Source organism: Streptomyces violaceorubidus (genome assembly GCF_000717995.1).
GTDB classification, from domain to species: domain Bacteria; phylum Actinomycetota; class Actinomycetes; order Streptomycetales; family Streptomycetaceae; genus Streptomyces; species Streptomyces violaceorubidus.
This window is the reverse complement of the sequence record NZ_JODM01000012.1, coordinates 135584-146858: the sequence shown is the minus strand read 5'-3', so window position 1 is coordinate 146858 and position 11275 is coordinate 135584. Positions and strand designations below refer to the sequence as shown.

The 11275-nt window shown below is 71.6% G+C and carries 13 protein-coding genes; 6 read left to right on the top strand and 7 right to left on the bottom strand.

Going from position 1 to position 11275, the window contains the following annotated elements; genetic code table 11:
• Nucleotides 1-362: 362 nt before the first annotated feature.
• A complete protein-coding gene (locus tag IE94_RS0117370) occupies nt 363-1004 on the bottom strand; it encodes a DNA-3-methyladenine glycosylase (RefSeq protein ID WP_030184932.1) in 642 nt (213 codons plus the stop codon).
• A 146-nt stretch (nt 1005-1150) separates the two neighbouring features.
• On the opposite strand from IE94_RS0117370, the gene IE94_RS0117365 reads away from it, so the two are divergent.
• The 3 genes from IE94_RS0117365 (at nt 1151) to IE94_RS0117355 (ending at nt 3228) form a co-directional block, all read left to right on the top strand.
• Nucleotides 1151-1933: a sporulation protein gene (locus IE94_RS0117365; RefSeq protein WP_030184931.1), complete on the top strand. Its 783-nt coding sequence runs from the start codon at nt 1151-1153 to the stop codon at nt 1931-1933.
• A 50-nt stretch (nt 1934-1983) separates the two neighbouring features.
• Nucleotides 1984-2523, top strand: a complete 540-nt coding sequence (locus IE94_RS0117360) for a YbhB/YbcL family Raf kinase inhibitor-like protein (protein WP_030184929.1) — start codon at nt 1984-1986, stop codon at nt 2521-2523.
• Nucleotides 2524-2721: 198 nt separating this feature from the next.
• Nucleotides 2722-3228 carry an HNH endonuclease gene (locus IE94_RS0117355; RefSeq protein ID WP_007388340.1) on the top strand — a complete coding sequence of 169 codons (507 nt, stop codon included), beginning with the start codon at nt 2722-2724 and terminating at the stop codon, nt 3226-3228.
• A 118-nt stretch (nt 3229-3346) separates the two neighbouring features.
• Here IE94_RS0117355 and IE94_RS0117350 read toward each other — a convergent pair whose 3' ends face one another.
• From IE94_RS0117350 to IE94_RS0117340, 3 genes are all read right to left on the bottom strand, one after another.
• Complete coding sequence (locus IE94_RS0117350) at nt 3347-4306, bottom strand: SPFH domain-containing protein (protein WP_030184928.1); 960 nt, start codon at nt 4304-4306, stop codon at nt 3347-3349.
• 179 nt (nt 4307-4485) lie between these two features.
• Nucleotides 4486-4917 carry an NfeD family protein gene (locus IE94_RS0117345; RefSeq protein WP_030184926.1) on the bottom strand — a complete coding sequence of 144 codons (432 nt, stop codon included), beginning with the start codon at nt 4915-4917 and terminating at the stop codon, nt 4486-4488.
• Nucleotides 4918-4971: 54 nt separating this feature from the next.
• On the bottom strand, nt 4972-5769 hold the full coding sequence (locus IE94_RS0117340; protein WP_030184923.1) for an ABC transporter ATP-binding protein: 798 nt from the start codon (nt 5767-5769) through the stop codon (nt 4972-4974).
• Between the two features lie 153 nt (nt 5770-5922).
• Here IE94_RS0117340 and IE94_RS0117335 point away from each other — a divergent pair, with 153 nt between their 5' ends.
• A complete protein-coding gene (locus tag IE94_RS0117335) occupies nt 5923-6756 on the top strand; it encodes a hypothetical protein (protein ID WP_030184921.1) in 834 nt (277 codons plus the stop codon).
• A 161-nt stretch (nt 6757-6917) separates the two neighbouring features.
• Here the strand turns inward: IE94_RS0117335 and chpE are convergent, their stop codons facing one another.
• The 3 genes from chpE to IE94_RS0117320 form a co-directional block, all read right to left on the bottom strand.
• Complete coding sequence (chpE, locus tag IE94_RS0117330; RefSeq protein ID WP_030184918.1) at nt 6918-7166, bottom strand: chaplin ChpE; 249 nt, start codon at nt 7164-7166, stop codon at nt 6918-6920.
• A gap of 155 nt (nt 7167-7321) precedes the next feature.
• Nucleotides 7322-7963, bottom strand: a complete 642-nt coding sequence (locus tag IE94_RS0117325) for a response regulator (protein ID WP_030184915.1) — start codon at nt 7961-7963, stop codon at nt 7322-7324.
• The gene (locus IE94_RS0117320; protein WP_030184914.1) at nt 7956-9125 is read right to left on the bottom strand and encodes a GAF domain-containing sensor histidine kinase; all 1170 of its coding nucleotides are present in this window, start codon (nt 9123-9125) and stop codon (nt 7956-7958) included. The genes IE94_RS0117325 and IE94_RS0117320 overlap by 8 nt, the downstream gene beginning before the upstream one ends.
• A gap of 217 nt (nt 9126-9342) precedes the next feature.
• Between IE94_RS0117320 and IE94_RS0117315 the strand changes: the two genes are divergently transcribed.
• The gene (locus IE94_RS0117315; protein ID WP_030184911.1) at nt 9343-10038 is read left to right on the top strand and encodes an SDR family NAD(P)-dependent oxidoreductase; all 696 of its coding nucleotides are present in this window, start codon (nt 9343-9345) and stop codon (nt 10036-10038) included.
• Complete coding sequence (locus IE94_RS0117310) at nt 10038-11123, top strand: S-adenosylmethionine:tRNA ribosyltransferase-isomerase (RefSeq protein WP_030184908.1); 1086 nt, start codon at nt 10038-10040, stop codon at nt 11121-11123. Before IE94_RS0117315 ends, IE94_RS0117310 begins: the two co-directional genes overlap by 1 nt.
• Nucleotides 11124-11275: the final 152 nt, after the last annotated feature.

Sequence of the window (11275 nt, the reverse complement as noted above, 5' to 3'; positions counted from 1 at the left end):
GTTGAGTTCTCAAGGAACGGACGCTTCCTTTGTACTCACCCTCTCGGGCTTTCCTCCGGGCGCTTCCCTTCGGTCTTGCGTTTCCGACTCTATCAGATCCTTTTCGATCCGATTCCCGGTCGGCGGGTTTTGTCGACAGCCTTCGCGCTTTCGCTCGTCGGCCTTTCGACATTCACTACGTTAGCCGATTTCTCCAGGGACTCATAATCGAGTCCCGCGAGTTTGAATTCAGGCATGTGGACATGCCGAAATCGTCCCCGCTGAGGGAAGTCGTAGGTAGTGGGTGGCCGCTTCCGGCTGCAGGCGATTGCCGTACCCGGGTCAAGCGGCTCGGGCTACGTTACGCGTCTGCCAAGGGAGAGTCAACTTCGGCGCTTCCTGGGGACATGCGCCCGATACGGGCTGACCGTCGGGTCGTCGGCGACCCAGTAGCGCCAGGGGTGCACGCCGCCGTCGCCGGCCACACCGGTCCGCGGCCCGTTGCGTACCTGGTCACCGGGGACGGGGGCACCGGTCAGGACGCGCAGCGGGGTGTCTTCCGCCGTGCACGCGTCCGTGCCGTTCAGGGCGCGGTCCACGCCGAGGGCGGTGGCGAGGCGGGCCGGTCCTTTGGCCAGTTCCTTGTCATTGCGGGCGGAGAGCCGACGGGTCCGGGCCAGTTCGGCACCCTCGATGACCTCGCCGGCGCGGAGCAGAACCGCACTCGCCCTGTCCTCGGGGCCGCACACCAGGTTCATGCAGAACCACATGCCGTAGGTGAAGTAGACGTACACGTGTCCGGGGGGACCGAACATCACGTCGTTGCGGGGGGTGCGACCGCGGTAGGCGTGGGAGCCGGGATCGTTCTGACCGTCGTAGGCCTCCACCTCCGTCAGACGGAGGGCGATCGGACCGTCCGGGGTGGTGCGCACCAGGATGCGGCCCAGGAGGTCGGGGGCCACCTCCAGAACGGGGCGGTCGAAGAAATCCCTGGACAGGGGCGTACGGTCAGGGCTCGCGATCATGCCGTCCGAGCGTAACGCAGCCGGGACCGTGCGCGGGGGTGGTCAGGGAGCGTCGGCCTTGCCAGGGTGTGGGCGCGGAACCGGCCACGGCCGGATCGCGTTTGTAGGGATCGAGGATCCACACGCAAGCCTGGAGAGGGAGAGACATGGCGTTCAAGAAGCTGCTCGCGAGCCTGGGGGCCGGCGGGGCTTCGGTCGAGACCGAGCTGCATGAGGTCAACGTCGTACCGGGGGGTGTCGTCCAGGGCGAGGTGCGGATCCAGGGTGGGTCCGTCGACCAGGGGATCGAAGGGCTGTCGGTCGGGCTCCAGGCCAAGGTCGAGGTGGAGAGCGGCGACCAGGAGTACAAGCAGGACATCGAGTTCACCAAGGTGCGTCTCGGCGGCGCCTTCGAGCTGAAGGCCGGTGCGGTGCACGCGGTGCCGTTCGGCCTGGAGATCCCGTGGGAGACGCCGATCACGATGATCGACGGCCAGTCGCTGCGCGGGATGAACATCGGCGTCACCACGGAGCTGGAGATCGCGCGCGCCGTGGACTCCGGTGACCTGGACCCGATCAACGTGCACCCGCTGCCGGCGCAGAAGGCGATCCTGGACGCCTTCATCGGCCTGGGCTTCCGCTTCAAGAGCGCGGACATGGAGCGGGGACACATCCGGGGGACGCGCCAGCAGCTGCCCTTCTACCAGGAGATCGAGTTCTTCCCGCCGCAGCAGTACCGCGGGCTCAACCAGGTCGAGCTGAGCTTCGTGGCCGACGCGCAGGCGATGGACGTCGTGCTGGAGATGGACAAGAAGCCCGGGCTGTTCAGCGAGGGCAGCGACACGTTCCGTTCCTTCAAGGTCGGGCTGAACGACTACCAGGGCACCGACTGGGCGGCGTACCTCAACCAGTGGCTCTCCGAGGTCGGCAGCAAGCGCAACTGGTTCTGATGGATCTAGGCTCGGTCATCTCTGCACCAGACCATTCAGGAGGTACCGAGGTGACCGAGCTGAAGCGGCGTCCGCTCCCCCATGACTTCCATCCGCCCGTGCCGTCGTTCACCGTCACGAGCGACGACGTCCAGGAGGGCGGGACGCTCAAGGACGCTCAGGTCCACGCGGTCGGCAACACCTCTCCGCACCTGCGGTGGGAGGGCTTTCCCGCCGGGACCAAGAGCTTCGCCGTGACGTGCTACGACCCGGACGCCCCGACGGGCAGCGGGTTCTGGCACTGGGTGGTGTTCGACATCCCGGCCTCGGTGACCGAGCTGCCGGCGGGCGCGGGCAACGGCACCTTCGAGGGGCTGCCCCAGGGTGCCGTACAGGCGCGCAACGACTACGGCACCAAGGACTTCGGCGGGGCCGCGCCGCCGGCCGGGGACGGCCCGCACCGGTACGTGTTCACGGTGTACGCCGTGGACCAGGAGAAGCTAGGGCCGGACTCGGACGGCACTGCGGCGTTCGTCGGCTTCAACCTGCGGTTCCACACCCTCGCGCGGGCCCAGCTCATCGGTGAGTACGAGGTGCCCGCGGAGAGCTGACTCTTCCGAGCGTTCATGGAACGTTTGCCCGCCCCCGGTCTTGGAATGGATCAGGGGCGGGCATTTTGTTGCCGGGGGGTGGTGGGGGCGCGTCCCCCGTCGGAGCAGCAGATATTGCGTTGTCCATCCCGGCGTGCCCGGCCAGAGTTGTTCCAGCCCGCCAGGGGGTGGGCCGGTGCGCACGGGAGGTGGGCTGGTATGCGGGACACGCTGGTGCTGAACGCGAGCTTCGAGCCGTTGTCGACGGTGACGTTGAATCGAGCCGTCGTGCTGGTGCTCCAGGACAAGGCCGTCGTCGAGCAGGCCCACCCCTCGCTGCGGATGCGCGGAGCCGCGCTCGACATACCCGCGCCGCGGGTGATCAGGCTCTGCCAGTACGTACGGGTGCCGTTCCGAAGACGCGCCCCGTGGTCGAGGCGCGGGGTGCTGGTGCGGGACCGGCACCGGTGCGCGTACTGCGGACGGCGGGCGACGACCGTCGACCACGTGGTGCCGCGGTCGCACGGGGGCCAGGACACGTGGCTGAACACGGTGGCCTCGTGTGCTGAGGACAATCACCGCAAGGCGAACCGGACGCCGGAGCAGGCCGGGATGCCGTTGCTGCGGGAGCCGTTCGAGCCGACTCCCGCCGATGCGATGTTGCTGGCGCTGGCCCGGGACGACTTCGCCGCGCTGCCGGAGTGGTTGGTGCTGGACGCTGCGTGACGGCTGCGCCCTCGGGGCTCGGGTTCTCTGCCCCGGGAGCGGACCGTTCGTGGCTGGTCGCGCAGTTCGCCGCGCCCGTTGAGGGGCGCGGCGGTCGCCTGGCATCCAGGGAGTGCCGTCAGTCGATCGACGGCTTCTCTCGGCGTTCCTGGGCGGGGACGCTCGCGCCGCCGTTGCCGCCTCCGCCGCCCGAAACGCCGCCCAGGCCGCCGAGGTTGCCCATGGCGCCGGAGAGGCCCTTCAGGGCGTCGCCGATCTCGCTGGGGACGATCCAGAGCTTGTTGGCGTCGCCCTCGGCGATCTTGGGGAGCATCTGGAGGTACTGGTAGGAGAGCAGCTTCTGGTCCGGGTCGCCGGCGTGGATGGCCTCGAAGACCGTGCGGACGGCCTGGGCCTCGCCCTCGGCGCGCAGTGCGGCGGCCTTGGCCTCACCTTCGGCGCGCAGGATCTGGGACTGCTTCTCACCCTCGGCGCGCAGGATCTCGGACTGCCGGACACCTTCGGCCTGGAGGATCGCGGCACGCTTGTCGCGGTCGGCGCGCATCTGCTTCTCCATCGAGTCCTGGATGGAGGTGGGCGGTTCGATGGCCTTGAGCTCGACGCGGTTGACGCGGATGCCCCACTTGCCGGTGGCCTCGTCGAGGACGCCGCGCAGCGCCGCGTTGATCTCCTCGCGGGAGGTCAGGGTGCGCTCCAGGTCCATGCCACCGATGATGTTGCGCAGGGTGGTGACGGTGAGCTGCTCGATCGCCTGGATGTAACTGGCGACCTCGTAGGTGGCGGCCCGGGCGTCGGTCACCTGGTAGTAGATGACGGTGTCGATGTTGACGACCAGGTTGTCCTGGGTGATGACCGGCTGGGGCGGGAAGGGGACGACCTGTTCGCGCAGGTCGATGCGGTTGCGGATGGTGTCGATGAACGGGACCACGATGTTGAGGCCCGCGTTGAGGGTCCGCGTGTAGCGGCCGAAGCGCTCGACGATGGCGGCGCTGGCCTGTGGGATGACCTGGATGGTCTTGATCAGGGCGATGAAGACCAACACCACCAGGATGATCAGGACGATGATGACCGGTTCCATCGTGGGTGTCCGTCCCCTTCTCCGCCTCGGCGCTCCGGCAGATCCTGTGTGACCGGGCCCTGTTGGCCCGGTTGACCCTGACTACTGCTGATCTTACGGCTGTTGAAGATCTTGCTGGTCGAGTCTGACAGACCGTCGCACCACGCGGGGGACGTTCGCGTCACTTGCGCACGGCCGGATCACATGATGACGGCCGTGGCCCCGTCGATCTCCACGACGTCCACTTCCTCACCGGGCTCGAAGGCGCGCCCGGTGTCCAGGGCGCGGGCCGACCAGACCTCCCCGGCCAGTTTGATCCGTCCGCCCGAGCCGTCCACGCGCTCCAGCACGACGGCCTGTCTTCCTCTCAGGGCGTCCACTCCCGTGGCCAGTTGGGGCTGTTGGGAGCGGTGTCGGGCGGCGATGGGCCGTACGACGGCGATGAGGGCGACGGAGACGATGACGAAGACGATGACCTGGACGACGAGGCCCGCGCCCAGTCCGGAGGTGACGGCGGCGGCGACCGCGCCGACGGCGAACATCCCGAACTCCGGCATCGCGGTCACGACGAGCGGGATTCCGAGCGCTGCCGCGGCGACGAGCCACCACACCCATGCGTCGATGTCGTTCACGCTGTCATGGTAGGTCCGTCGGGGACGCCGGGGACAGGGCGCACGGGGGGCGGGTCAGGACAGCGGGAGTCCCTTGGCGGTCCACCGGTCCCCGGACTGCTCGACGACGAGCGGGAGTCCGAAGCAGCGGGACAGGTTGCGGGAGGTGAGTTCGAGCTCCAGCGGTCCGGCGGCCAGGACCCTGCCCTGACGGATCATCAGGACGTGGGTGAAGCCCGGGGCGATCTCCTCGACGTGGTGGGTCACCATGATCATGGACGGCGCGATGGGGTCGCGGGCGAGCCGGCCGAGTCGCCGCACGAGGTCCTCGCGGCCGCCGAGGTCGAGGCCGGCCGCCGGCTCGTCCAGGAGGAGCAGCTCGGGGTCGGTCATGAGGGCGCGGGCGATCAGCGTGCGCTTGCGCTCGCCCTCGGAGAGGGTGCCGAACCTGCGGTCCAGGTACTCGGTCATGCCGAGGCGGTCGAGGAAGGCGCGGGCGCGCTGCTCGTCGATGTCCTCGTACTCCTCCTGCCAGCCGGCGGTCATGCCGTACGCGGCGGTCAGCACGGTCTGCAGGACGGTCTGGCGCTTGGGGAGCTTGTCGGCCATGGCGATACCGGCCACGCCGATGCGCGGGCGCAGTTCGAAGACGTCGGTGCCGGGCCTGCCGAGGGTCTCGCCGAGGATGGTGGCGGTGCCGTTGCTCGGGTAGAGGTAGCTGGACGCGACATTGAGGAGGGTGGTCTTGCCGGCGCCGTTGGGGCCGAGGATGACCCAGCGCTCGCCCTCCTTGACCGACCAGGAGACCTGGTCCACCAGAGCCCGGCCCTCACGGACCACGGATACGTCCTGAAGCTCCAGAACATCGCTCATGAGCGCGTTGTCTCCCCTTGCATTGTGGCCGGTCTCGGCTGTCGCGTACACCTGTGACTCGGGCCGCGGCGCCGGTGGGCGCAGGCCCCTCCAGGAAATCTACGCCACCGGTCGGCGTCACCGTTCCATCGGTCCTGTCCTTAGGGTGGGGGCATGCTCTCGGAACCACGCGCAGGGCGCCTTGCCGCCTGGGGAAATGCCCTTATTGCCCATATGGTCTCGCCGGACGACGCCGCGATCGCGATCGTGGGCGAGGACGCGGTGCACCGCGTGGAGGGGCTGCCGGGCGAGACCGCGCCGGTCGGTCTCACGCTGGCGCTGGGGCGGCTGCGGGCGCTCGGGGCGTCCGGGCTGCGGGTGGCGCTGCCCGCGCCGGGGCATCCGCTGGGGCTGAGCGGGCCGCCGGAGTTCAACGCGCGGGCGCTGGAGGCCGAGGAGGCGGTGATCTGCGAGGGGGCCGCGCTGGGGCTGGTGCCGGAGGTGTACGAGGCGGGCCCCGAGGGTGATGTGCACGTCGAGGTCGTCTGGCACTGCCTGCCGGTGCGGGAGGCGCCGGCGGCGGACGTGCCCTCGCTCGGGGAGGCTGAGCGGGAGTTGGCGGAGGCGCTGCGGGACGCGACGGAAGTGCTGACGCGGCTGGACGTCGCCGGGTCGGGGCCGGTGGCGGAGGCGGCGGTCGCGGCGTACCGGGCGCGAGTCGACGGGGCGGCGCGCAGCGCCTCGATGAGGGGCGGTGGCCGGGCGACGGGCGGGAGGGGGCGCGAGGTGCTGGCGCCGGGGTATCCGCCGCGGGCGGTGCGGGTGCTGGAGTTGGCGCAGCGGGTGGGGATGCTGGTGTCGCTGGTGTCGGAGAGCGGGCACGGGGGTGCGGTGAGCGCGTCCGAGATGGTGGCGCGGGGGGAGGCGCTCAGGCCGGTGGAGCGGGTGGCCCGGCGGGCGCAGGTCGCGGCGTACAACTCCGTGGTGGTGGAGCGTGGAATGCGGTGACCGCTTCTCCTGGCCTGTGCTCCGTGCTGGTGTGACCGTCCCGGGGGCCGCGCCCCCGCTTTCGGCCTGAACGGCCTCGTCCTCAAGCGCCGGACGCGCTGTGTCATGCCGATGCGGCCTCCCGGGGGCCCGGGAGGCCGCAGGCATCGTCACGACCGACGTCAGTGGTTGACGCCCAGGTTGCCGAAGGCCGGGTTCAGGACGCCGATGACGTTGACGCTGTTGCCGACGGCGTTGACCGGGATGTGGATCGGCGCCTGGACCAGGTTGCCGGAGGCGACGCCCGGGGAGCCGATGGCCTCGCCGTGGGCGTGGGAGCCGCCGTCGGTGGCGGAGGCCATGCCCGCACCGGCGGCGATCAGACCGCCGGCCACCATCGTCACGGCCGCTGCCTTCTTCAGGTTCTTCACTTACAAGCCCTCCTTGCGATCACCGCGGCAGTCGCCGTGGTGCGCCCTGAAGAACGGCCGGACCCCTCGAAGGATGCGCCATATGGGGGACATTCCCACGACGGTATGAATCTCCGACCGGAGGGGAACCCTCCGCCGCCCCGCCGCGTACCGCGTCAGCCGGTCACGCCGTGGCGTACGGCCCACAGGGCCGCCTGGGTGCGGTCCGCGAGGTCGAGTTTCATCAGGATGTTCGAGACGTGGGTCTTCACCGTCTTCTCCGAGAGGACCAGCGCACGGGCGATCTCCCGGTTGGAGCGGCCGTCCGCTATCAGGCCCAGCACCTCGCGTTCCCGCTCCGTGAGGGATCCGGCCCGGCCCGGTCCCGAGCTGCTCTCCTCCTGGCTCAGCAGGGCGCCCGCGACCTCGGGCTGGAGCAGGATGTGCCCGGCGTGGACGGAGCGGATGGCGCCGGCCAGCGCGTCGGGGTCGACGTCCTTGTACACGTAGCCGGCCGCGCCCGCCCGCAGGGCCGGGACCACGGTGCGCTGCTCGGTGAAGCTGGTGACGACCAGCACGCGCGCGTGGTTTTCCAGCTCCCGGAGTCTGCGCAGCGCGTCGACGCCGTCCATGCCCGGCATCTTGACGTCCATGAGGATCACGTCGGGTTCCAGCTCCTGGGCCCGCTCGACGCCCTCGGCGCCGTCCGCGGCCTCGCCGACCACCTCGATGTCGTCCTGTACCTCCAGGAAGGTGCGCAGTCCCCGGCGGACCACCTGGTGGTCGTCGACCAGCAGCACCTTGATCGCCTCAGCCACCGGGAACCTCCATCTCGATCGTGGTGCCCTCGCCGGGCGCGGACCGCACGCTCAGCCGGCCGCCGGTGCCGCTCGCCCGGTCGCGCATCGAGACCAGGCCGAGGTGGCGTCCGGCGCGGCTCACCGTGCGCGGGTCGAAGCCGCCGCCGTCGTCGGTGATCCGCAGGACGGTGCCGGTGCCCCGTCGGCGCAGGGTCACCTGGACGTGCTCCGCCCCGGAGTGGCGCAGGGCGTTGTGCAGGGCCTCCTGGGCCACGCGCAGCATCGCCTCCTCCTGGGCGGCGGGCAGGGCCTTGACGCCGTGGCCGGTGAAGGACACGCGCGCGGTGTGGGCGCGGTCGAGGACCTGGATCTGGGTGCGCAGGGTGGCGACGAGGCCGTCCTCCTCCAGCGCGGCGGGGCGCAGCTCGACGACGGCGGCGCGCAGCTCGTCGGCGGCCTCGGCGGCGAGCGTGGCGACCTGGTGCAGCTCGTCCTTGGCCCGCGCGGGGTCGCGGTCGACCAGGGCGGTGGCGGCCTGGGCGGTCAGGCGCAGCGAGAACAGCTTCTGGCTCACCGCGTCGTGCAGCTCGTGGGCGAGGCGGGAGCGCTCCTCGGCGATGGTGAGCTCGCGGCTGCGCTCGTACAGGCGCGCGTTGGTGAGGGCGATCGCGGCGTGCTGGGCGAGGATGCCGAGCAGTTCCTCGTCGTCCTGCGTGAAGCCGCAGCCGCCCTCGGGTTCCGCGCACGAGGGCTCTCCCCCCGCAGGGCGCAGCTTGTTCGCCAGGAACAGGGCCCCGAGCACCTCGTCGCCGTCCCGGATCGGCAGGCCCAGGAAGTCGACCAGGTCGGGATGGGCGGAGGGCCAGCCGCCGAAGCGGGGGTCCTTGCGGACGTCGCCGAGGCGCTCGGGGGTGGCTTCGTGGAGCATCGCGGCGAGGATGCCGTGCTGGCGCGGCAGGGGGCCGATGGCCTTCCACTGCTCGTCGCTGACGCCGTCGACCACGAACTGGGCGAAGCCGCCGTGGTCGTCGGGGACGCCGAGGGCGGCGTACTGCGCGTCGAGCAGCTCGCGGGCCGAGGCGACGATCGTCTTGAGGACGTCGCGCACCTCTAGGTGCCTGCTCATGGCCAGCAGCGCGGAACTCACCGCGGTGAGGCCGGACCGGGGGCCGTGGCTCATGTCCTCACGGTACCCGCGGGGGGTGCGGGCGGGATCGGCCCGGTGACGGGCCTCGCCTAGGGCGGTGGGCCTAGGTCCGGGGACCCGCCCGTCGGGCCTAGGGCGAAGGGCCCTGGCCGGTTGGGGCCCGTGCCCGAGGCGGCGGGCGGGCGGCGGTTCCTACGTTGAGGATCACGCCGGCCGCACGGGCGGCGGGGACGACGAAGGGGCGTGGGTCATGCCGGTTGCGATCATCACGGGGGCGTCCAGGGGGCTGGGCCGGGCGCTCGCCGAGGCGCTGGCCGCGCGGGGCTGGGACCTGGTGCTGGACGCCAGGGGTCCCGAGGTGCTCAAGGAGACGGCGACGGCGCTGGAGGCGTACGGCACGCGCGTGACGGCGGTGCCCGGCGACGTCACCGACTCCTGGCACCGGACGGGGCTGGTGACCGAGGCCCGGCGGCTGGGCGGCGTGGATCTGCTGGTGAGCAACGCCAGCGCGCTGGGCGCCGAGCCCTTGGTGCGGCTGGCGGAGCTGCCCCTGGAGGGGCTGCGGCGGGCCCTGGAGGTGAACGTGGTGGCCGCGCTGGGGCTGGTCCGTGAGGCACTGCCGCTGCTGCGGGCGGCTCCGGCGGGCGCGGTGGTCACGATCAGCTCGGACGCGGCCGCCGAGGCGTACGAGACGTGGGGCGGCTACGGGGCGTCCAAGGCGGCCCTGGACCAGCTGGCGGCGGTGCTGGGCACGGAGGAGCCGGGGCTGCGGGTCTGGGCCCTCGATCCGGGGGACATGGCCACGGACCTGTACGCGGCTGGCGTGCCGGACGACGACGATCCGCGGCCGGACCCGGCGAGTGTCGTGCCGGCGCTGCTGCGGCTGCTGGACGAGCGTCCGGCGAGCGGGCGCTACGGGGCTCCGGCGCTGCTGGAGGCGCGGTGATGTCGTCGCCGGCGGTGCGGGTCCCCGAGGAGCTGTCGGCCCCGCTGCCGGTCGAGCAGCGGGAGCCGGGGCTCGACCGGGACGGCGTACGGCTGCTGGTGTCGCGCGGCACCGAGGTCTCGCACCACGCTTTCGCGGAGCTGCCGGGGCTGCTGCGGGCCGGTGATCTGCTGGTGGTCAACACCTCGGCCACGCTGGCCGCCGCCGTGGACGGCCGGGCCGGGCACGCGCGCGTGGTGGTGCACTTCTCCACGCGCGGGGACGACGGCCGGTGGGCGGTGGAGCTGCGGGACCCGGACGGGAGGGGCACCACGCGCGCGCGTGCGGACGCGGCGGGCGTCCCGCGCGCGCGTGCGGGGGAAGTGGGGGGACGGGGGTGCGGCGGTCCGGCGGGGACGAGGGTGCGGCTGCCGGGTGGTGCGCGGCTGGTGCTGGAGGAGCCGGTGAGTGCGCACGGGGAGCGGGTGTCGGGGGCGCGGGTGTCCGAGCTGCTGCGGGAGCACGGGCGGCCCATTCGCTACTCCTATACGGAGCGGGACCAGCCGCTGTCCGTCTACCAGACGGTGTTCGCGCTGGCGTCCGGGGACGGGACGGGCAGTGCGGAGATGCCGAGCGCGGCGCGGCCCTTCACGGCGCGGCTGGTGGCGGAGCTGGTGAGCAGGGGGGTGCAGTTCGCGCCGGTGACGCTGCACACGGGGGTGGCCTCGGCCGAGTCGCACGAGCCGCCGTATCCGGAGCGGTTCGCCGTGCCCGAGGCGTCGGCGCGGCTGATCAACGCCGTGCGCGCCGGTGACGGGCGGGTGGTGGCCGTGGGGACGACGGCCGTGCGGGCGGTGGAGTCGGCGGCCGGGGACGACGGGGTCGTAGGGGCCCGGGCCGGGTGGACCGATCTGGTGGTGACGCCGGAGCGCGGTGTGCGGGTCGTGGAGGGCCTGCTCACGGGGCTGCACGAACCGGAGGCCTCGCATCTGCTGATGCTGGAGGCGGTGGCGGGGCGGGCCGCGATCGACCGCGGGTACGAGGCGGCGGTGCGGGGGCGCTACCTCTGGCACGAGTTCGGGGACGTCCATCTCCTCCTGCCGTAGAGGGGGCCGGGCACCCACTCACACTTTGCATTGCTTCAGCAACTAGCAGTGAGAAAGGCGGGGGGTCGATGTGAGCCCGGGCATAGGGCGCACGTCACGTACGAAGGGGAGTAGGAGAACGACTCGTCCGTTTTGAGCGGGGCAGATGGTCC

Coding starts and splice junctions, on each gene's coding strand:
- IE94_RS0117315 (WP_030184911.1), top strand. CDS start 9,343: ATGCCGGTTGCGATCATCACGGGGGCGTCCAGGGGGCTGGGCCGGGCG.
- IE94_RS0117350 (WP_030184928.1), bottom strand. CDS start 4,306: ATGGAACCGGTCATCATCGTCCTGATCATCCTGGTGGTGTTGGTCTTC.
- IE94_RS0117355 (WP_007388340.1), top strand. CDS start 2,722: ATGCGGGACACGCTGGTGCTGAACGCGAGCTTCGAGCCGTTGTCGACG.
- IE94_RS0117335 (WP_030184921.1), top strand. CDS start 5,923: ATGCTCTCGGAACCACGCGCAGGGCGCCTTGCCGCCTGGGGAAATGCC.
- IE94_RS0117320 (WP_030184914.1), bottom strand. CDS start 9,125: ATGAGCCACGGCCCCCGGTCCGGCCTCACCGCGGTGAGTTCCGCGCTG.
- IE94_RS0117340 (WP_030184923.1), bottom strand. CDS start 5,769: ATGAGCGATGTTCTGGAGCTTCAGGACGTATCCGTGGTCCGTGAGGGC.
- IE94_RS0117370 (WP_030184932.1), bottom strand. CDS start 1,004: ATGATCGCGAGCCCTGACCGTACGCCCCTGTCCAGGGATTTCTTCGAC.
- IE94_RS0117365 (WP_030184931.1), top strand. CDS start 1,151: ATGGCGTTCAAGAAGCTGCTCGCGAGCCTGGGGGCCGGCGGGGCTTCG.
- IE94_RS0117310 (WP_030184908.1), top strand. CDS start 10,038: ATGTCGTCGCCGGCGGTGCGGGTCCCCGAGGAGCTGTCGGCCCCGCTG.